Below are 19,521 nucleotides of genomic sequence, written 5' to 3'. Positions count from 1 at the left end.
TGGTCACTTGGCCACCTCCGAACGGCGGAGCATGTTCAGGTTGGCCCGCAGACGCTGCAGCGGGGTGGGCGGCAGGGAGCGCAGTGCCCCGCGGGCGTAACGGCGCTCCAGGTAGTACTGGCCGACGCTGAACACGCTGGTCAGGGCCAGGTACCAGATCGAGGCGACAAAGAGCATCTCCATCACCGCGAACGAGGTGGACGCGATGTCCTGTGCGCTGCGCAGCAGATCCTGGTACTGCACGGCCACGACCAGCGACGAGGTCTTGAGCATGTTGATGAACTCGTTGCCCGTCGGCGGGATGATCACCCGCATCGCCTGCGGGAGCACCACTCGCCGCATGGTCTTCGCCTGCGTCATGCCCAGTGCGTGGGACGCCTCGGTCTGGCCCTCGTCGACGGACTGGATGCCGGCCCGGACGATCTCCGCCATGTACGCGCCCTCATTGAGGCCGAGCCCCAGCAGGGCGGCCAGGAAGGGGGTCATGACATCGGTCATCTCGTCCCGGTAGAACCCGATGTCGAAGATCGGGAAGATCAGGGCGAGGTTGAACCAGATCAGCAGCTGCACATAGACCGGAGTGCCGCGGAAGAACCAGATGTACAGCCAGGCCACCCAGCCGGTCACCGGGTTCTTGGACAGCCGCATCACAGCGAAGACCACACCGAGCACCAGGCCCAGGACCATGGAGGCCACGCTGATCAGGACGGTGTGCCACAGGCCGGTGAGGATGCTGGAGTCGAACAGCTTCTCCGGCACGGTCGCCCAGCGCACATTGCCCTGCGAGAAGGCGTACCCGAGGGCCGTAAGGACGGCGACCACGACCAGCCCGCTGATCCAGCGCCCGACATGACGCACCGGGATCGCCTTGTTGGCCACAGGGGTGATCAGGTCCGGGGTGGGGGCCGCCCCGGACGGAACCTTGTCGATCTTGTCGTTCACAACGACTGCCCTTCAGCCGGTGCGTGGTTCACTTGCCGCCGTTGACGGCAGCTGCGGTGATGGCACCGTCGGCGGCGCCCCACTTGTCGAGAGCGGCCTTGTAGGTCCCGTCGGCGATGATCGCGTCCAGGGCGGTCTTGAGGGCGTCGCGGAGCTGCGTGTTCTTCTTGTCCACCGCGATACCGAACGGTCCGGCGTCCGACTTGTTGGCGACGGCCTCGAAGTCGTTGCCGCCGCCCGCAGTCTTGGCGATGTAGGCGGCGACCGGGGAGTCGTTCAGGTCGGCGACAGCGCCACCGGACTTGACGCGGGTCTGGGCCTCGGCGTCGCTGGAGAAGGCCTCGATGGAGATCTTCGTCTTGCCGTCCTTGGCGCACTTGGCCGACAGGTCCTTGGCGGCCTGCTCGTACGTCGTGCCGCGCTGGACAGCGAGCTTCTTGCCGCAGAGGTCCTCGACCGACTTGATGCCTTCCGGGTTGCCCTTCTTGACCAGGATGCCAGTGCTGGCGGTGAAGTAGTCGACGAAGTCGACACCGGTGCCGGTCTTCTTGCCCTTGTCGTCCAGACCCTCCTGGCGGGCCTTGGTGTCGCTCATGGCGGACATGACGGCGTTGTAGCGGCCGGTGGGCAGAGCGCCGAGCAGGGTGTCGAACGTTCCCGAGGTGAACTCGATCTTCACACCGAGCTGCTTGCCGAGGGCCGCGGCGATGTCGGGGTCGACGCCGACGATCTTGTCGCCCTGCTTGAACTCCATCGGAGCGTACGTGGCGTCCGTGCCGACCTTGATGACACCGGCCTTCTGGATGTCCGCAGGCAGCTTGTCGAAGAGCGGAGCGGTGCTCTTGGTGCCGCCCTCCGTCTTCGTGGCGCCCGAGTTCGTCTGGTCGCCGCAGGCGGTCAGCAGCATGGTGCCGGCGACCGCGATGGCGCCGACCGCAGCAATCCGGGACTTTGCGGTCGTACGACGAGTGGTGCGTGCGGTCATGATCGGGTTCCTCCGGCAGGTGTGGGTGGAGTTGCCAGGCGGTATGGCACACATCGTCGGATGTCGCCGCCTCGTGTGATTAGGGGCATCTTGCCATTCGGACTAGCCCATCCAGGGTGCCAGTCATGTCAAAATCGGGTAACGGGCGATCCCCGAACCTCAAGAGGCCGGTACACCAAGACCGGACCTTCTCTGGGGTTTCCCTCTTCCGGCCGGAGAATCTTCGGCGCGTCTCACATGGTGGCCCATATTTCGCGCATCAGCGGACTTGTCCAGATTTTCGACTATGAGGCACGTCACCGCGTCGGTGTGGACTCGTCCATGACGCGGTCCGTCCGGTAAGAAAGACGTTTACACCCCTCATCCGGGGCCCAGGGCGCGTGTGCGGCGCGCCCGCGCGTACGTACCTCCCCCTGCCGGGGCGGGCCAACCGCCCGGCGCAGGGACGTACACGGTGCCCGCCCACCCCTCCTCAATCAGGAGTGGCCACCCTCAAACGTTGAAGACTTAAGGGGTCAACACCATGGCAGCGGAGATCGTCAATCCTCGCAGCGACAGCAACACCGACAACAGCACCGGCAGCGCCACCGATGAGCCGTTCGATGCGGCCTTTGCGCTTCACCGCGGCGGGAAGATGGCCGTGCAGGCCACCGTCCCCATCCGGGACAAGGACGACCTGTCCCTCGCGTACACGCCCGGCGTCGCCAGGGTGTGCAGCGCCATCGCCGAGAACCCCGAACTGGTCCACGACTACACCTGGAAGTCGCAGGTCGTCGCCGTCGTGACGGACGGCACCGCGGTGCTCGGGCTGGGTGACATCGGCCCCGAGGCGTCCCTCCCGGTGATGGAGGGCAAGGCGATCCTCTTCAAGCAGTTCGGCGGCGTCGACGCCGTGCCGATCGCGCTCGCGACCACCGACGCGGACGAGATCGTCGAGACGGTCGTCCGCCTCGCACCGTCCTTCGGAGGGGTGAATCTGGAGGACATCTCGGCGCCCCGCTGCTTCGAGATCGAGCGCAAGCTCAAGGAGCGGCTCGACATCCCGGTCTTCCACGACGACCAGCACGGCACCGCCATCGTGACGCTGGCGGCCCTGCGCAACGCCGCGAAGCTGTCCGGACGGACCCTCGGCGACCTGCGCGGTGTCATCTCCGGCGCCGGTGCGGCCGGGGTGGCCATCGCGAAGTTCCTGCTGGAGGCGGGGCTCGGGGATGTCGCCGTGGCCGACCGCAAGGGCATCGTGAGCCGGGACCGTGAGGACCTGACGGACGTCAAGCGCGAGCTCGCGGAGCTCACCAACAGGGCAGGCATCTCCGGACCGCTGGAGACCGCACTGGTCGGCGCGGACGTCTTCATCGGTGTGTCCGGCGGTACGGTGCCGGAGTCGGCGGTCGCGTCGATGGCGCCCGGTGCGTTCGTCTTCGCCATGGCCAACCCGGACCCGGAGGTCCACCCCGACATCGCGCACAAGTACGCGGCCGTGGTGGCGACGGGGCGCTCCGACTACCCGAACCAGATCAACAACGTGCTGGCGTTCCCGGGCATCTTCGCGGGGGCGCTGCAGGTGCGGGCGTCCCGGATCACGGAGGGCATGAAGATCGCCGCGGCGCACGCGCTGGCGGATGTCGTGGGTGACGAGCTGGCCGCGGACTACGTGATTCCGTCGCCGTTCGACGAGCGGGTCGCTCCGGCCGTGACGGCGGCGGTTGCCGCGGCGGCGCGGGCGGAGGGCGTGGCTCGACGCTGAGGCTCGGGGGCGGGGCGGGGGCGCTTGTGGGGCCCGTTCCCCGACCCCGCCCCTTTTTTGCGTCCGGGGCGCCGTGCCCGGACCCCGCGCCCCGGACGCCGGCGAGGCCCGGATCTCCGCCTGCGAAGGTCCGCCGCAGGCGACCCGCACGCGCGGTACGTGTCACACCCGTGATCGGTTACGTCAGCGCGCCCCCCCGGCCTATCGTCAGGGCCATGTTCGCCGCCTACGCATCCCGCATCGACCGCGACCAGCCCCTCAACGGCCTTGAGCTGGGCGAGCGCCCCGCCCCCGAGGCGCGTCCCGGCTGGACCACCGTCAACGTCCGCGCCGCCTCCCTCAACCATCACGACCTCTGGTCGCTCCGTGGTGTCGGCCTCGCCGAGGACAAGCTGCCGATGATCCTCGGCTGCGACGCCGCCGGCATCGACGAGGACGGCAACGAGGTCGTCCTGCACTCCGTCATCGGCCAGACCGGGCACGGCGTCGGCCCGAAGGAGCCCCGCTCCATCCTCACCGAGCGCTACCAGGGCACCTTCGCCGAGCAGGTCACCGTTCCCAGCTGGAACGTGCTGCCCAAGCCGAAGGAGCTCACCTTCGAGCAGGCCGCCTGCCTGCCGACCGCCTGGCTCACCGCGTACCGGATGCTCTTCACCAATGCCGGGGTACGGCCCGGGGATTCGGTCCTTGTGCAGGGTGCGGGCGGCGGTGTCGCGACCGCCGCGATCGTCCTCGGCCGCGCCGCGGGCCTGCGCGTCTACGCAACCAGTCGCGACGAGGCCAGGCGCAAGCGGGCCGTTGAGCTCGGTGCGATCGAGGCGTACGAGCCGGGCGCGCGGCTGCCGCAGCGCGTCGACGCCGTCATCGAGACCGTGGGCGCCGCGACCTGGTCGCACTCGGTGAAGTCGCTGCGCCCCGGCGGCACCCTGGTCATCTCCGGTGCGACCAGCGGTGACCAGCCCTCGCACGCCGAGCTGACCCGGATCTTCTTCCTGGAACTGAAGGTCGTCGGTTCGACGATGGGGTCCAAGGACGAGCTGGAGGACCTGCTGGCGTTCTGTGCGACGACCGGTGTGCGGCCCGTCATCGACGAGGTGCTGCCGCTGGACCGGGTCCGTGAGGGGTTCGAACGACTCGCCGCGGGCGACCAGTTCGGGAAGATCGTACTCACTGCCTCCTGAAGCGGAGCACGGCCCGGAGCGTGTCAATCGTGGTTGACGCGGGTGTGATGTCAACGTAAGTTGACATCATGACCGAAGCAACGGATCTCGCCGCACGCGCCGGCGATCGTGACCCGCGCGTCGGGCTACGGGCCGTCGTCGCGCTGCGGCGGCTGCTGGAGCAGCTCGAAGCCGTCCAAGTCGGAAGCGCCCGCGTCCAGGGCTGGTCCTGGCAGGAGATCGCCGCCGAACTGGGCGTCAGCCGACAGGCCGTGCACAAGAAGTACGGGAGGAATTGATGTTCGAGCGATTCACTGCCGGTGCCCGCGCCACCGTGACCGGAGCCGTGGACCAGGCCCGAAGGGCGGGCTCCCGCTCCGTCACCGAGGAGCACATGCTGCTCGCCCTCCTGGATCGGCCGGGCAGCGGCCGGGCCTCCTTCGCCGTCACCGCGCTCGGCCTCACCGACCGTCGCGCCTCGGTGGAGGCGGCGCTCGCCGACGCGGCCCGCCGCGGCGGCCTGACCAAGGCCGATACGGACGCACTCGCCGGTATCGGCATCGATGTGACGGAGATCGTCGCCCGGGTCGAGGGCGCCCACGGTGAAGGTGCGCTGGCGGGCGACCGGAAGGACCGCCGCGGGCGGTCCGGGCGACCGCCCTTCAACCGTGGCGCGAAGACCGTCCTGGAGAAGTCCCTGCGGATCGCGCTCGGGCGCGGCGACCGGTTCATCGGCGAGGAACACATTCTGCTGGCGTTCACCGTCATCCCCGGTGTGGTCGCCGATGTGCTGGCGGAACACGGGGCGACGCAGGGGACGGTGACGCGTGCGCTCTACGGGGACGGGGGAGCGGAGGGGCAGGCCAAGGCAGGCTGAGGGGCGGGAGGGGCTGGGTTTTCCTCCGGCGGTGCGGGTGACCACGAGGTGGCATGCCCCGTCCGGCATGCCACCTCGTCCCGCTCACTGGGAGGCGTCGGGGCCCTTGCTGCCGGGGCCCTTGGTGTCGGTGTTCTTCCGCAGCAGTGCGCCGATGTGGGCCGCCGCCGTCGACAGGTGGCGGCGGGCCTCCGTCAGCTGGGTCTCCGTGACGCCCCGGTCCCGGGCCGCATCGCGGATGTCGTCGCGGAAGCGGTCCAGCAGACGGTCCAGATCACGGGCCGGGTCGCCCGTGCCGGCCGTGTCCTTGCTCCATTCGGGGTCCGCGTCGGCCGGATCCGGCTTGATGTACGGGGGCCAGCTGCCCGTTGCGGCGAAGCCGCCGAGGCGGCCGGTGATCTCGGCCAGGCCTTCCCGTACGCCGGTGGGCCAGTCGCCACGGGCGAAGTGCTCCTGGACCTGCCGGGCCGCGTTCTGCATCTGCTCGCGCGCCTTGTCCTGGGCCTCCTTGGCCTGGCGGCGGGCCTGCTGCGCCTCCTCGCGGGCGCGGCGCGACTCGTCCTTTGCCCGGCGGGCCTGCTCCTTCCACTCCTGCTTGGCCTTGCGCAGCTCCTCCTTGGCGGTGCGCCAGGCCTCGTTGTCGCCGAAGTCGCCGAAGTCGCCGAACGGGGATCCCCGGTCGCCCTTCGCGCCGGCCCCGGCGGCGGCGGTGTGCCGGGTCTCGCCGGCCGCCGCCCGCATCTCGCTGCGCAGCTTGCCCGCCGCGCCGCGCACGTCGTCCCGCATCTCGGCGGCCAGTTCGGAGACCGATTCGCGGATCTCCAGCTCCAGATCGGCCAGTTCGCCGGTGCGGCCCGCCAGTTCGGCGCGGCCCGCGTCGGTGATCGAGTAGACCTTGCGGCCGCCCTCGGTGGCATGCGTGACCAGGCCCTCGGCCTCCAGCTTGGCCAGCCGCGGATAGACCGTGCCCGCCGATGGTGCGTACAGGCCCTGGAAGCGTTCCTCCAGGAGCCGGATCACCTCGTAGCCGTGACGGGGGGCCTCGTCCAGGAGCTTCAGCAGATAGAGGCGCAGGCGCCCATGGGCGAATACGGGAGGCATGTCAGAGCACCTTTCCGGTCGGTTCGGCGTCGTGCGGATCTTCCTCGGCCGGTGGGCGGCGGAGTACGGCGATCGATCCCGAGACGGTCGTGGCCTTCAGCGTTCCCGTGCCGGCGCCCAGCGTGCCGGTGATTTTCTTCGCCCCCCACTGACCACTGACCAGCAGATCCTCGAAGCCGTTGGAGACGGCGCCGCTCGCCGTGCTCGCCTCGACCCTCGCGTCCGCCGGGTGCGGCAGCCGGATCGCCACCTCGCCGGAGACCGTGGTCAGCCGGATGTCCGTGGGCTTCCCGGTCGGGTCCAGGTCCAGCACCATGTCGCCGCTGACCGAATCGGCCCGTACGGAGGCCCCGGCGCCTTCGATGACCGTCAGATCGCCGGAGACCGACTTAAAGCGGAGGTCGCCGGTGACGGCCTGGGCCTCCACATTGCCGGAGACCGTGTCCGCGCGGACCGTGCCGGCGAGGCCGGCGAGTGTGGTGTCGCCGCTGACGCCGCGCACGTCCGTACGCCCTCGGATGCCGGAGACGAACGCCTGGGCGCCGACCACGCCGACCTCCACCGTCGACCCGGCGGGCACCGCGAGCGAGACGACCGCGCTGCGGTGCCATTCCTTGCGGTCGAACCACTTCAGGAAGCCGTGCCAGGGCAGGTCCTCGTAGGCGACGGAGAGGGCGCCGCCCTGCTGCGTCACGATCAGGGGTGGGCCCTCGACTCCGGAGATCTCCAGCCGGGCGGTCGGCTCCTCGGTGCCCACGACATTGACCGTGCCGTTGACGATGCGCACATTGAGCGACGTCACCGGCTCGTCGAAGGTCAGCTTCTGAGGCTCGGTGATGGCCCACGTCGACACAGGCATGGATCTGACCTCCCGGGGAACGCACCGCGACGCAACATATCGCGTCTCTTGCAGAACACGATATATCGCGAATTGGAGAAGTCAAGAGAGGATGGGATGGCCTGGATAGATCAAAACGCTCCAAATGTGGGCAAATGGCCCTACCGTGTGGGACATGAACGCGACGTCCGTGGGCGCGCTGCTGCTGTGCCGGGCCGAGCCCCGGTCCGTGCGGCCGGTAGCCCACATGCTGCGCGAGCGGATGCTGCTCGCACCCGCCGGGGACGAGTGGAGCGTCCTCGTCCCGGAGGGCACGCCCTGGCAGGACAGACAGGAAACTGGGAGCGGAGCCGACACGGAGGGGGACCAGCCGGTCGACAGTGTGCTGGGGGGCTGGGCCACCGCACTCGCGGTCGGTTCCACCTGGCCGGTCCTCGCGCTGTGGTGGGACGGTGACCGGGTCGGCTACACACTCGCGTCCGGCTTCCGGCGGCCCGTCGGCTACGTCTGGCTGGTGGACGGCACCCCGGCCGGGGAGGACGAGGCGATGCGCACGTTCGCCGCGCGGCTCGGCCTCGATCCCGTGCTGGACATTCAGGGACTCGAAGCGCTGACCCGCCCCGACCCCGAAGCGGACGCCCGCACCCGGCTGCGCGGGCTGCTCGCCGTCCTCGCCCGCATCGGAGTGACGCTCCCGCCGGGCCTCGAACCCGGCGAACCTGCCGACCGGCTGCACACCGCGGCCGACAGCCGGCCCGAAACGCAACGGATCGCGTGGGCGGGCTGGCGCGATGCGGTGGAGCTGGAACTCGACGCGGTCGAGAGCAGCGGCCTCGGCCCGTGGGTGCGCGGTACCAGGGCCCGTGCGCTCGCCGTCGCCCAGCTCGCCGCGGGTCTCCCACTCGTCGCCTGGGGGATCGGGCGCCGCAGCGGAGGGTGGGCCTGCGCGGGGACGCTGCTGCTCGTGCACGGTGCGGCCGGTCTTGCGTACAACCGGATCCGGGACGCCGGATCCTAGAGTCCGGGCGTCGCCCTACTCGTCGCCCTACTCGTCGTCCTCGTCCTCGTCGTCCAGCCGGGCCAGCCAGGTGGCGAGGCGCTCGACGGGCACCTCGAAGTCGGGGTTGAGATCGACGAAGGTACGCAGCTGCTCGGCGAGCCACTCGAAGGTGACCTCCTCCTCGCCACGTCGCTTCTCCAGCTCCTCGATGCCACGGTCGGTGAAGTACATGGAGGCAAGTTTAATGCCTGGTGAGCGCCCCCGAGCGGGCCGGGCGGGACTGTGCGGACGCCCCCCGGAACCGTCCTGTCCCGTCCCGGTGTCATGACCGATGTGCCTCGCGTCGGGCACGTACTGCCGTTAGCCTGCGGGGAGTTCGGGGAACGGGGGGTGTCATGAGCGACAGCGGGGCCCGTATTACGCGCATTGAGCTGCCGGACGGTACGCCGGTCTGGGCGCGCATCTCCGGGGCCGAGGAACTTGAGCGGCGGCCTGCCGGGAACGGACTGTCCTATACGGACACCGGCTTCCCGGACTTCGCCGACCAGGTGCAGGCCCGGGTGGAGAGCCTGCAGGGGGTGGTGATCGGCGTCGCGCGGTCGCTCGCCGAGCCGCTGCGGGCCGTGCGGCCGGACGAGGTCAGCGTCGAATTCGGTATCGAGCTCACCGCCAAGGCGGGCAAGGTCGTCGGGCTCCTTGCGGACGGGGAGGCCAAAGGCGCCATCAAGGTCACGCTCACCTGGAATGGCGGCGGACCGCCCGTCACGCCTCAGGTGCCCGCGCAGGCCGCCGCACCGGCCACGCCCCCGATCCCGTCCGCACCCCCGGCACCCCCGGCACCCCCGGCGCCTTCGGCTCCACCGGCTCACCCCGTACAACCGGAGCCCGCGCCCCCGTCGCCGTCCGCCGGGGCACCCACCCGCGCACCGGCGCATCCCGGCGGGGCCGCGACCGCTGACGGCGGCGGGTCATGACGCAGGAGACCGGCGGGGGCGCAGAGGGGGGTCCGGGCCAGGCGGAGGCTGCGCTCATGGACCTCGTGCGGGACGCCACCGTACGCATCCATCGCCCGGGTGCCGGGTATGCCACTGACGGACCCGGCCAGGGCTTCCTGGGAAGCGGCTTCTTCATCGCCCCGAGCTGGGTGCTCACGTGCGCGCATGTGGCCATGCGGGGGGAGGGGCGCGAGGTGAACGTGTTGTTCAGGGCCGATCCGTACAGCACCGAACTGACCGAGGTCCCCGGCATGGTGCTCGCCGCGCTGCCCGAGATCCGGCCGGCCGGGGCCATCGGCTGGCCCGCGCCCGACCTCGCGCTCATCCAGCTCCGGCGGCCCGTCGAACACACCTGTGTGTACGTCACCGAGCGCTCGGAAGCCATGCTCCGCGGCCGCAAGGTCCGCTGCGTGGGCTGGGCGCCCTCGCCGGGCGGCGGGCTGACCACGCTCAGCGGTGACTGCGAGGTGAAGGGCACATACGGCGGCTGGGCCGACGCCGACCAGCAGATCCGGCTCGACGGGGACTGGCTGGAGCTCGGGATGTCCGGCGGCCCCGTCGTGGACGTGGCCCGGGGCGAGGTCGTCGGCGTGATCAAGTCGCGGCTCGACGACCACCAGGGCGGCACCGCCGTCGGGATCGAGCGGCTGCGCTCCCTGACGGTGCCCGCCGGTCCCGTGGAGACCGAATCGGACGACACGTACCAGGCTGTCTTCCACGCCCACGACCGCTACCACGCCGACCGGCACAACAGCCCCGCCTCCACCGAGCGGACCTGGGCCGATGTGCAGAGCGACCTCCCCGGTCCGCCCGGCCGGGTGCTCAGCCCCAAGCGGCGGATCGACCTGCTGGGCAGGCTCGCCGAGTTCCCGCCCCCGGTCAGCACCCGCAATCTGCTGGCGCTGCTCGACGGCCTGCCCAACGTCCATGCGCGCGACCTCCGTCCGGCGCCGCGCGGCTGGCGCGACGGGCTGGGCGCGCTGTACGACGCCCGCGTCCGCGACCGTGACGCCGCGCTCGAACTGATCCTGCGCTACTGCATGGGCGTCCTCGCCGCCGAGCGCCCCTTCGACGTCCCCTCCACCCGGGCCGCCACGAAGTCGCTCTGGGAATGGGTGAAAAGGATCGCCGACGAGGACCTCTCCCGGGACTTCCGGCAGGAACTCGTACTGTACTGGCGCGCCGTCCGGCAGCGCCGGGACCAGGAGCACCAGCGGGCCACCGCCCCGACGGGCGGGCCGGCCCGGTACGGCGAACGCGCCTTCGTCCTGCTGGAGCTGGAGCCGCGCGGCTGGGAACGGGACCTGTACGACTGGCGGATCGGTGTCGTCCGCCCCGGCGGGGAGGTGCTGCCCGTCGCCGAGGACAGCCAGGGCACGGCGCTCGGCGCCCTGCCCGACCGGCTCGCCGCCCCGCTCGCCGAGGCGTTCCGGCGGTGCGACGAGCCGGACAGCCCCGCCGTGCTCCAGGTCGCGGTCGTACCCGCGCTGCTCGGCCTGGACGTCGACCGCTGGCAGGTGACCCCCGACGGGCTGCCGCTCGGGGTCGTACGCCCGGTGGTCGTCTGCCGCTCGGACCAGGGACCACCGACCGACGAGCTCGACCGGCTGCGCAGGATCCGCTGGAACAGCATCAGGAGCGCCGTGATGCAGGCCGAGGTGATCGACTGCGAGGACGGCATGGGGGTACGCGTACCGGAGGTGACGGCACTGCACACCCTGGCGCACGAGACTGTGCCGGTGCTCTGCCGGTACGGCGACCGGCCGGACCCCGAGACCACGGCCGGACTGGTGCGGGTGCTCGAAGGCGGCTTCGGCGTGGCCCTGTGGCGGCGGCGGACGGGGGAGACCGACGCGGTCTGCACGGAGTTCCACCGGCGCGCCGCCGACACCGTCGCGGAGGTCCGCACCTGCGACCGGCTGCCGCAGAAGATCCACGAACTGAGACAGGGTGTGCGCGCGGGGCGTACCGAGACGTACTGGTCGGACGGTATTGCCCTGTTCTATGACGATCCGCACCATTCGCTGCCCGGCTCGGGCCAACTCCTGGAGGCGCCGTGAACGGCCGCACCGATGCGCCCCTTACGGGGAAGTGCCCGGATCGCTACCGTGAGGCACGTTCGACGGCTGCCCCTCAGACAGGCCCTGGCGGACGAGTGACGACGAGGAACACGCTATGAGTGAACCCAGCGAGTGGCTCATCTACCGAGGGGCCGGCGAACCGCACGAGGGCATCGAACAGCTGCCGCCTCCGCCGCCCTGGCGTGACTTCGCAGGCCGCGGCGGACCGGACCCCGACGAGGACAGCGGCGACGGCGCGGACGGCGACGGCGGGGGCCCGCACACGGACGGCTCCGCCACCCGGCGCCTCGGCGGCCACCGGCACATCGCCGAACTCCACCGGCCCGGCGCCGAAGAGCTCGAAATGATCAACGCTGCGCTCTATCTGCGCCGTCCGCTGCTGGTCACCGGAAGCCCCGGCGCCGGAAAGAGCACGCTGGCCCATTCCGTCGCCCATGAGCTGAGGCTCGGCAGGGTCCTGCGCTGGCCCATCGTCAGCCGCTCCACCCTTCTCGACGGCCTCTACCACTACGACGCGATCGCCAGGCTGCAGGACGTGCAGATCGCCGCGCACCGCGCCGCCGCCGGAACGGCCGGGGCCGACGCGGCGGACAACGTCGGCAGCTACATCCGGCTCGGCCCGCTCGGTACCGCGCTGCTGCCCTCGGACCGGCCCCGGGTGCTCCTCATCGACGAGCTCGACAAAAGCGACATCGACCTGCCGAACGACCTTCTCAATGTGCTGGAAGAAGGCGAGTTCGGCATCCCCGAGCTGGAACGGATCGCCGACCGGCTTCCCGACGGCGAGGCCGAGGTGCTGACCGACGACGGCACGAAGGTGACGGTCAAGGGCGGCCGGGTGCAGTGCGCGGCCTTCCCGTTCGTCGTGCTCACCAGCAACGGCGAGCGCGACTTCCCGGCCCCGCTGATGCGCCGGTGCATCCACCTGGAGCTGGGCCGTCCCGACCATCAGCGGCTCGCCACCTTCGTGCGGGCCCACCTGGGGGACGAAGCGGCGCGCTCCGGGGACGACCTCATTGCCCATTTCCTGGAGCGGTCGCGCAGCGAACTCCTCGCCACCGACCAGTTGTTGAACGCGATCTACCTGACCGACGCCGCCGCCCCGGCCGGTCGGGACCGGCTCGCCGACCTGCTCATCCAGCGACTCGACCGGCCGAGGTGATGCGCTGATGCCGGACGCCGCGGCACGGCACGGGCCGGACAGCGGCCCACTCCCGGGCTCAGGAACCGGCCCGGTACCGGAAGAGGGTGCGCCGGAGCCGTACGACGGAGGTCTGCTGCCCGCGCTCGTCGCCCGGCTGCGCGAGGCCGGGCTCGACCCGGACGCCGAACAGCTCTGCGACGCCCTCTGGCTCGCCCGGTGGACCCGCCGGGCCGACGGACCCGAGGGGGAGGAGGGGCAGGACAGCGCCACCGGCGGTTCCTCGCGCGACCGGCTGCCCGGCGAAGGGCCGGCCACGCCGACTGCCCGGCCCGCGACCGGCAGCAGCGCCACCGCGGACACCGCACCGGACGACGGCCGCACGGAACAGGAGGACCCCGGTGACGCCGGCCGCCGCGTCGCCCTGTACCCAGTACCGCTGCCGCAGGCCGCGGTGGAGGGCGAAGGGCGCACCGGCGAGGAGGACGGTCCGCGCGGCCGCCGACGCCGCAGCGCCGCCCCCCTCACTCTCGGCGTGCCCGCCGCCCCCGCGCTCCCTGCACCTCTCGAACTCCAGCGCGCTTTACGCCCGTTGCAGCGCTACCGCCCTGCCGTGCCACCCGCGCGCCGCATCCTGGACGAGACGGCCACCGCCGAATTGAGCGCACGCGCGGGCGGGTTGATCATTCCGGTGTTCCGAGGAGTCTCCCGGGCCGACGCGCTCCTGCAGTTCGTCATGGACGCCTCGTCGTCGATGCGTGTCTGGGACCGGATGTTCGTTGAACTCCAGCAGATCTTCGGACAGTTGGGGGCTTTCCGGGATGTACAGGTGCGCTATCTGCACCGCGGGCCCGATGGCTCCTGTGCGGTCAGTCGCAGTGCCGACCCGGCCGCCGCACCGTTGAACTCGGCGGACCGGCTCAGCGATCCGACCGGCCGCCGCGTCACCGTCCTCGTCAGCGACTGCGCCGGACCGCTCTGGCACAGCGGACGCGCCCACCGACTGCTGCACCAGCTGGCCCGGCAGGCCCCGACCGCCGTACTGCAGCCGCTGCCGCAGCGCATGTGGAACCGCACCCGGCTGCCGGTCACCTACGGCGCGCTCTCCCGCGGCGAAGGGCTCTCCGGCGCCGCGACCCTCAAGATCACCGAGGAGTCCGGCGGTGTGCCCACCACCCGTCCCGGCGCCCTTGCCGTCCCTGTGCTCCCACCGGTGGCGGGCGCGTTGGCCGCCTGGGCGAGGCTGCTCTCCGGCACCGGCGCGGGCCGGATCTCCGGAGCGGTCGGCTGGGTCAGGGCCGACCAGCCTGCGGCCCCCACGCTGCGCCCCGGCGACCGGTTGTCCTCGCTCCAGCTGGTCAGCCGCTTCCGCTCGGCGGCCTCCCCGGTTGCCGGACAACTGGCGGTCTATCTCGCCGCGGCCCCGCTCTATCTGCCGGTGATGCAGCTGGTCCAGCGGACGATGCTGCCCGACTCGGGCCCCTCCGAGCTTGCCGAAGTGCTGCTCAGCGGACTGCTGTCGCGCAGCAGGGCCGACGGTCCGGGCAGTGGGCAGTGGTACGGGTTCGCGCCCGGCGTCCAGGAGGCGCTGCTCGGCCCGCTGGGCCGGGACGAGGCGTTGCTCGTGCTCAAACACTGCTCGGAGTATGTGGAGCAGCGGTTCGGCAAGGGCGGGCCGAACTTCCCCGCACTGGCCTTCGCACAGCTCGGGGAGAGCCGGGGCGCCTCCTCGTACGTCACGGACATCGGGCCGCGCACGCACGACAGCAGCTTCGGGGCATTCGGCGGTAACGGGGAGAACGGCGAGAACGAAGAGGGGGACGAAAACGGGGAGAGCGGTGGAAGCGGGTCGCGCGTCCCGCACCCCTTCGCCGAGGTAGCGGCCCGCGTACTGGAGCGATTCATGCCACTGCCCGAGCAGTTCGCGCTCTACGGCGAGCACGCAGGCACCGATGCCACCGACCGCACGACGAACGCGGCGGTGCAGAGCGCCCGCGCGCTCCTGCGGCAGTTCGAGTCGGACAGCATGGTGCAGTACCTGATCGACGCGGTGCAGCTGCTGCGGGGCGCCGCTGAACGCGAGCCGTACCCGGGCGCCGACCCCGAGCTGTGGGCCGAGTACGCCCGCTGTGTGCTGCGGCTGTGGGAGTTTCAGGGCGGCGGCGACCTGCTGCGCGAGGCCGAGCATGCCGCGGAACTCGCCGCCGAGCAGCCCGGGGCGGTACGCGAACGGGCTGTACTGGCCAAGGTGCTGCACGCCGCGGCCGACGACCGGCGGCGGCGCGGCGACCGGCGCGGGGCGCTGAGCCTCCTGCGCCGCGCCGACGCCGAGTACACGGTCGCCTGTGCGGCGCCCGGACTCGACCCCGCCGAAGCGCTGCGGCTCACTCTGGAGCGGGTGCGGGCGATGGAGGCGCAATGGCGGCTCAGCGGCGACAGCTCCCTGCTGCAGGGGGCGGTCGGCATGCTGGAGGCGTTCGCCGATGTCTGGCCCGACCAGGAGAACCGCCCGATGAGCCTGCCGCTGGCGCACGGCCGCACGCTGCTGCACCTGGCCCGGGCGACCGCCGACCCCGAGCAGTCCCGGCTCTATGCGGGACAGGGGGCCCGCTCGCTGCGCAAGGTGCTCGCCGGGGAGGGGGGCGCGCAGACCACGGGCACGCAGACACGGATCCTGCTGGACCTGGTGGATGCCCTGCTGGCCTCGGGCGCCGAGCCCGACGAGGCAGAGACCCTGGTCGAGCAGGCACTGGCAACCGTACGCGACCAGCGCACGCGCGCCTTGCTGCAGCTCAGAGCGGGCCGGGTCTGCGTGGCCCGGTACGAGCACACCGGTGACGCGGACGAACTCGGCCTCGCGGCAGAGTGGTTCGGCCGGGCCGCCCGCGGTATGCCGCGGGACTCCCGGGCCCACGCGGATCTGCTCGCCGAATGGGGCGAGATCATGCTGCGCCGCGCCGAACTGCCCGACGGGCGGCCGTACATCGGCACGGCAGTGCGCATCCTGCGCGACTGCCGCACGGAGACCCCTTCGGACAGTAACAGCCAGGCGGGCCGGCTGCTCATGCTCGGCCGGGCCCTCATGCTGCGGCACCGGGCCACCGAGGACCGGGTCGATCTGCGGGAGGCCGAGCATCTCTTCGGGCTCGCGGCCCGGGAAGCACGCGATCCGCTGACCGCCGCCCGCTGCCTGCTGGAACTCGGCCGGTCGCACGTCGACGCGTACCACGTGCTGCACCGGCCGACCCGTCTGGACGAGGCGGCCGAGGCGTTCCGGGACGCCGCCGAATCGGCCCGGACGGCCGCAGCCGAGCAGGAGAATCCGCAACAGTTGCTACAAGCAGTGGAGTTGAGTGCTCAGGCCAACCACTGTCGGGGTATGACGTATGAAGAAGCAGGCCGGCCCCGAGCGGCACGCGAGGCCTACCGGGCGGCCGCCCAGGAGTGGCGCACGATGCCGGACGGCGGCGGCGCGGCGGCTGAGTCAACCGCAGCCCGCCTTGCCGAACTTGAGCGATGAGCGCACAACGGTGTGCGCTCGAAGCCGGAACACCAGGTGCCTTGCGCCCACGGACGAGCGCAGGGCAGTGAGCCGAGTACGACGGTAACCGGGAGCGGTGATGAGCGTGTCCGCACGCAAGGACGAGGCAAGCCCGATGCAGGCGCCGGAGGGCGGCACAGGGGTCCTCCCCGACCTGCTGGAGATCGATCTCGAGACGCTGCGCACCGTGGACCATCCGGTCCTCAGGGCGGTGATCGAGGACCTGCGCGGTCGTTCCGAACGGCCGGGGGAGATGCTGTGGGGTTTCCAGAGCGCCCTTTGAGCGGTCGGGCCGGGCGCCCCGGCAGGGAAGCCGACCCGTGCCGGGCGGGCGACCCGGCCGGTTTCGGCCGTCCACCCCAGCGAACAGGGCAACCTCGCCGCGGCGGTGTTTGCGGTACCGCCGGGCCAGAGAGACTCCCCTCGACGGCGGGGGCCGTCCGGCAGGGCGTGCCGTGGGTCGCACAGCGAGGGGGCCGGCGTGTCTCGACAGACGACCACGCGCGCGCCGTCTGACACCTGGCCCGAACGCCACGACGCGGTGCCCTTCGGGCAGTTCATCGTCAAGATGCACGGCCGCTGCAACCTCGCCTGCCGGTACTGCTACCTGTACGCGGGTCCGGACCGGACCTGGCGGGACCGCCCGGCCGCGGCGCCGGCCGATGTCCTGGAGCGCACCGCGTCCCGCATCGCCGAGCACGCCGCAGCCCACCGGCTGACCGAGGTGGCCCTCGTCCTGCACGGCGGCGAACCCCTGCTGGTCGGCGCCGAACGGCTCGCGGCCTTCACCGACCGGGTCCGTGAGGGGCTTCCCGAAGGCTGCGTCCTGCACACCACCGTGCAGACCAATGCCACGCTGCTCACCGACGCCGGGATCGCGACCCTGGCCGGCGCGGGCATCCGGGTCGGCATCAGCCTCGACGGAGGTCTGCCCGCCCACAACACCCAGCGCGTCGACCATGCGGGCCGCCCGTCCTGGCCCGCCGCCCTGCGGGGCGCACGCCTCCTTGCCGACCACCACCCCGAGGCCTACGCAGGCATTCTCACCGTGGTCGACCTGCAGAGCGATCCCGTCGAGATGTACGCCTCGCTCCTCGACCTTCGCCCGCCCACCCTGGACCTGTTGTTGCCGCACGGGAACTGGTCAGCTCCGCCCCCCGGTCTGACCGGCGTCCGGCCGCAGGACGCCACGGCAGCGAGAGTGCAACGGACCGGCGGCCGGCCCACCCCGTACGGCGACTGGCTGTGCGCCGTCTTCGACCGCTGGTGGCCGGCCGGACGACGCGAGACCCGGATACGGCTCTTCGAGGAATGTCTCGCGCTCCTGCTCGGGCTGCCGGCCGCGGCCGAGGCGCTCGGACTCGACTCGCTCAACGCCGTGGTCGTGGAGACCGACGGCTCGATCGAACAGGTCGACTCCCTCAAGTCGGCCTACGACACGGCAGCCGCCACCGGACTCGACGTCTTCCGGCACAGCTTCGACCGGGCCCTGCGCCACCCGGGGGTCGCCGCACGTCAGGCGGGCGCCGGTGCACTCGCCGCCACATGCCGTTCCTGCCCCCTGCTCACAGTCTGCGGCGGCGGTCACTACGCCCACCGGTACCGCGCCGGACACGGCTTCATCAACCCCTCCGTCTACTGCGCCGACCTCGACCGGCTGATCCGCCATGTCGCGGCCGGGCTGTCCGGTGCGACCGCGGGAGCCCCCGCATGACCTCCGCCGTCCCCGACCGGTTCCTGCGCGAGCTGGGCCGGACGGGGGGAGGGCCTGAGGCGCTCGATCTGCTCGCCCGGGACCAGTACACCCGCAGGCTCGCCTCCCTGCGGGCGCTGCTCGACGCCGCCGGACAGGCGCCCGCGGACGTCTGCCCCGCCGACCGGCTCGACCGGCTCCACGCACACTGGACGCTGCTGGCGGCGGCGGAGCGAGCCGACCGGGACGCCGCGCGATCAGTGCTCTTCTATCCGCTGGTGGGCCCATGGGTCCGCGGTTGCCTGTACGGTCTGCTCTCCGGACGGGGCGGACCGGTGCTGCGAGCGGATCTCTCGCACCTGGGAGCCGTCGCCGCGTCGGCGGCCATCCGGTCCGCGCTGCCCTTCACCGCTCGGCTCACCGCCGTCGCCACCACGCTGCCGCTGCCGACGCTCGGCTCGTTGCGCACGCTCCCGGGCGAGGCCGACCTCCACTTCGACGGAGAGCGGCTGACGGTACGACAGAGGGACGCGACGGACCTTGTCGTCCGGTTCGGCGGCCGCGCGGCCGAACCAGCCGACCCGCGCTGGCTGCCCCTGCTCGCCCTTCCGGCCCTGGTGGCGGGCGGTGTCCTCGTGCCGCTCGACGACCTCGACCCCTACCGCACGTCCGGCAGCGGGCAGCGCCGCCACGGTCTCGGCGACGCCGCCCCGCGGGACACCGGGGAACAGGGCGCCTGGGCGGCGTCCTGGTCGCGCGTGACGCCCCTGCTCCGCATCGGGGGCGCTCACCGGCTCGCCGAGGCGGCCGCCCTGCTGCGGTCTCTGGTCCCCCTCACGCCGCCGCCCGGATCCGGCGGTGCCGGTGACGGGGCCGCCCACTGCAGCGGTACCCGCCGCGAGGCGTTCGGCGCCGTCCTGAGCAGCAGGCCGGCCTCCCCGGTCCTGCTGGCCTCGACGCTCGTGCACGAACTTCAGCACACCAAACTGGCCGCGCTCGCCGCGCTGGTTCCGCTGCACCGCGAGGACACGGCCCCGCGTCACTTCGCGCCCTGGCGACCCGACCCCCGGCCCTTCGACGGGCTGCTCCAGGGCGCGTACGCCCATCTCGCGCTCGCCGACTTCTGGCAGCGGTGTGCACTCGGCGCGCAGAGCACCGGGTTGCGTGACCTCGCCTGGACCGAACACACACGCAGCCGGGAGCAGAGCGGTGCGGTTCTGCCGGTCCTCGCCGGGTCCGGCGCGCTCACCCCGGAGGGAAGGGTCGTCGTCAATGAACTGATCACGCTCTACCACCGTCTGGCGGATTGTCCGCCGCCGACAGGCCATCTGGCCCGCGCGCGCGCCTATGTGAGCACGGCCCGCGTGATATGGCAGCAGAGGAACGACTCCGGTCGTGTGTGACGGCGGCCCCCGCGTGG

Annotated in this window: 17 protein-coding genes; 12 read left to right on the top strand and 5 right to left on the bottom strand. The window is 71.8% G+C overall.

The genetic code is table 11. The annotated features are described in order from the left end of the window. Positions 1 to 3 precede the first annotated feature (3 nt). Both ABZV38_RS06150 and ABZV38_RS06145 read right to left on the bottom strand, forming a co-directional pair. Positions 4 to 930 (bottom strand): amino acid ABC transporter permease, encoded by a 927-nt coding sequence (locus ABZV38_RS06150; RefSeq protein WP_356325301.1) that lies wholly within the window; start codon positions 928 to 930, stop codon positions 4 to 6. 40 nt (positions 931 to 970) lie between these two features. After that, positions 971 to 1,927, bottom strand: a complete 957-nt coding sequence (locus tag ABZV38_RS06145; RefSeq protein ID WP_356325045.1) for an ABC transporter substrate-binding protein — start codon at positions 1,925 to 1,927, stop codon at positions 971 to 973. A 523-nt stretch (positions 1,928 to 2,450) separates the two neighbouring features. Here ABZV38_RS06145 and ABZV38_RS06140 point away from each other — a divergent pair. The 4 genes from ABZV38_RS06140 to ABZV38_RS06125 all read left to right on the top strand — a co-directional run bounded on the left by ABZV38_RS06140 (position 2,451) and on the right by ABZV38_RS06125 (position 5,711). Continuing rightward, positions 2,451 to 3,674 (top strand): NADP-dependent malic enzyme, encoded by a 1,224-nt coding sequence (locus ABZV38_RS06140; protein WP_356325043.1) that lies wholly within the window; start codon positions 2,451 to 2,453, stop codon positions 3,672 to 3,674. A 215-nt stretch (positions 3,675 to 3,889) separates the two neighbouring features. Continuing rightward, on the top strand, positions 3,890 to 4,855 hold the full coding sequence (locus ABZV38_RS06135; RefSeq protein ID WP_356325041.1) for a zinc-binding dehydrogenase: 966 nt from the start codon (positions 3,890 to 3,892) through the stop codon (positions 4,853 to 4,855). A 68-nt stretch (positions 4,856 to 4,923) separates the two neighbouring features. Next, complete coding sequence (locus tag ABZV38_RS06130) at positions 4,924 to 5,133, top strand: helix-turn-helix domain-containing protein (protein WP_356325039.1); 210 nt, start codon at positions 4,924 to 4,926, stop codon at positions 5,131 to 5,133. Then, the gene (locus ABZV38_RS06125; RefSeq protein WP_356325037.1) at positions 5,133 to 5,711 is read left to right on the top strand and encodes a Clp protease N-terminal domain-containing protein; all 579 of its coding nucleotides are present in this window, start codon (positions 5,133 to 5,135) and stop codon (positions 5,709 to 5,711) included. Before ABZV38_RS06130 ends, ABZV38_RS06125 begins: the two co-directional genes overlap by 1 nt. Positions 5,712 to 5,795: 84 nt before the next feature. Here ABZV38_RS06125 and ABZV38_RS06120 read toward each other — a convergent pair whose 3' ends face one another. Next, entirely contained in the window at positions 5,796 to 6,812 is a 1,017-nt protein-coding gene (locus ABZV38_RS06120) for a helix-turn-helix transcriptional regulator (RefSeq protein WP_356325035.1), read from the bottom strand. Between the two features lies 1 nt (position 6,813). After that, complete coding sequence (locus ABZV38_RS06115; RefSeq protein WP_356325033.1) at positions 6,814 to 7,671, bottom strand: DUF4097 family beta strand repeat-containing protein; 858 nt, start codon at positions 7,669 to 7,671, stop codon at positions 6,814 to 6,816. Between the two features lie 154 nt (positions 7,672 to 7,825). Between ABZV38_RS06115 and ABZV38_RS06110 the strand changes: the two genes are divergently transcribed. Beyond that, a complete protein-coding gene (locus tag ABZV38_RS06110) occupies positions 7,826 to 8,668 on the top strand; it encodes a hypothetical protein (RefSeq protein WP_356325031.1) in 843 nt (280 codons plus the stop codon). 27 nt (positions 8,669 to 8,695) lie between these two features. Here the strand turns inward: ABZV38_RS06110 and ABZV38_RS06105 are convergent, their stop codons facing one another. Beyond that, positions 8,696 to 8,881, bottom strand: coding sequence for a DUF6104 family protein (locus tag ABZV38_RS06105; RefSeq protein WP_007266501.1), 186 nt, complete (start codon positions 8,879 to 8,881; stop codon positions 8,696 to 8,698). 164 nt (positions 8,882 to 9,045) lie between these two features. Here ABZV38_RS06105 and ABZV38_RS06100 point away from each other — a divergent pair, with 164 nt between their 5' ends. The 7 genes from ABZV38_RS06100 (at position 9,046) to ABZV38_RS06070 (ending at position 19,504) form a co-directional block, all read left to right on the top strand. Beyond that, a complete protein-coding gene (locus tag ABZV38_RS06100; RefSeq protein ID WP_356325029.1) occupies positions 9,046 to 9,624 on the top strand; it encodes a CU044_2847 family protein in 579 nt (192 codons plus the stop codon). Positions 9,625 to 9,680: 56 nt separating this feature from the next. Beyond that, positions 9,681 to 11,705 carry a trypsin-like peptidase domain-containing protein gene (locus ABZV38_RS06095; RefSeq protein ID WP_356325027.1) on the top strand — a complete coding sequence of 675 codons (2,025 nt, stop codon included), beginning with the start codon at positions 9,681 to 9,683 and terminating at the stop codon, positions 11,703 to 11,705. Between the two features lie 115 nt (positions 11,706 to 11,820). Further along, positions 11,821 to 12,888 carry a MoxR family ATPase gene (locus ABZV38_RS06090; RefSeq protein WP_356325025.1) on the top strand — a complete coding sequence of 356 codons (1,068 nt, stop codon included), beginning with the start codon at positions 11,821 to 11,823 and terminating at the stop codon, positions 12,886 to 12,888. A gap of 7 nt (positions 12,889 to 12,895) precedes the next feature. Next, positions 12,896 to 16,387: an SAV_2336 N-terminal domain-related protein gene (locus ABZV38_RS06085; protein WP_356325023.1), complete on the top strand. Its 3,492-nt coding sequence runs from the start codon at positions 12,896 to 12,898 to the stop codon at positions 16,385 to 16,387. 100 nt (positions 16,388 to 16,487) lie between these two features. Next, entirely contained in the window at positions 16,488 to 16,691 is a 204-nt protein-coding gene (gene fxsA, locus ABZV38_RS06080) for an FxSxx-COOH cyclophane-containing RiPP peptide (RefSeq protein ID WP_356325021.1), read from the top strand. Between the two features lie 285 nt (positions 16,692 to 16,976). Then, complete coding sequence (locus ABZV38_RS06075) at positions 16,977 to 18,122, top strand: FxsB family cyclophane-forming radical SAM/SPASM peptide maturase (protein ID WP_356325298.1); 1,146 nt, start codon at positions 16,977 to 16,979, stop codon at positions 18,120 to 18,122. Next, positions 18,119 to 19,504 carry an HEXXH motif-containing putative peptide modification protein gene (locus ABZV38_RS06070; protein WP_356325018.1) on the top strand — a complete coding sequence of 462 codons (1,386 nt, stop codon included), beginning with the start codon at positions 18,119 to 18,121 and terminating at the stop codon, positions 19,502 to 19,504. The genes ABZV38_RS06075 and ABZV38_RS06070 overlap by 4 nt, the downstream gene beginning before the upstream one ends. Positions 19,505 to 19,521: the final 17 nt, after the last annotated feature.

The sequence above is a fragment of the Streptomyces sp. NPDC005181 genome, from assembly GCF_040608395.1.
Classification (GTDB): Bacteria; Actinomycetota; Actinomycetes; order Streptomycetales; family Streptomycetaceae; genus Streptomyces.
The sequence above is the reverse complement of the archived record's forward strand: the minus strand, read 5'-3'. Positions and strand labels throughout refer to the sequence as shown.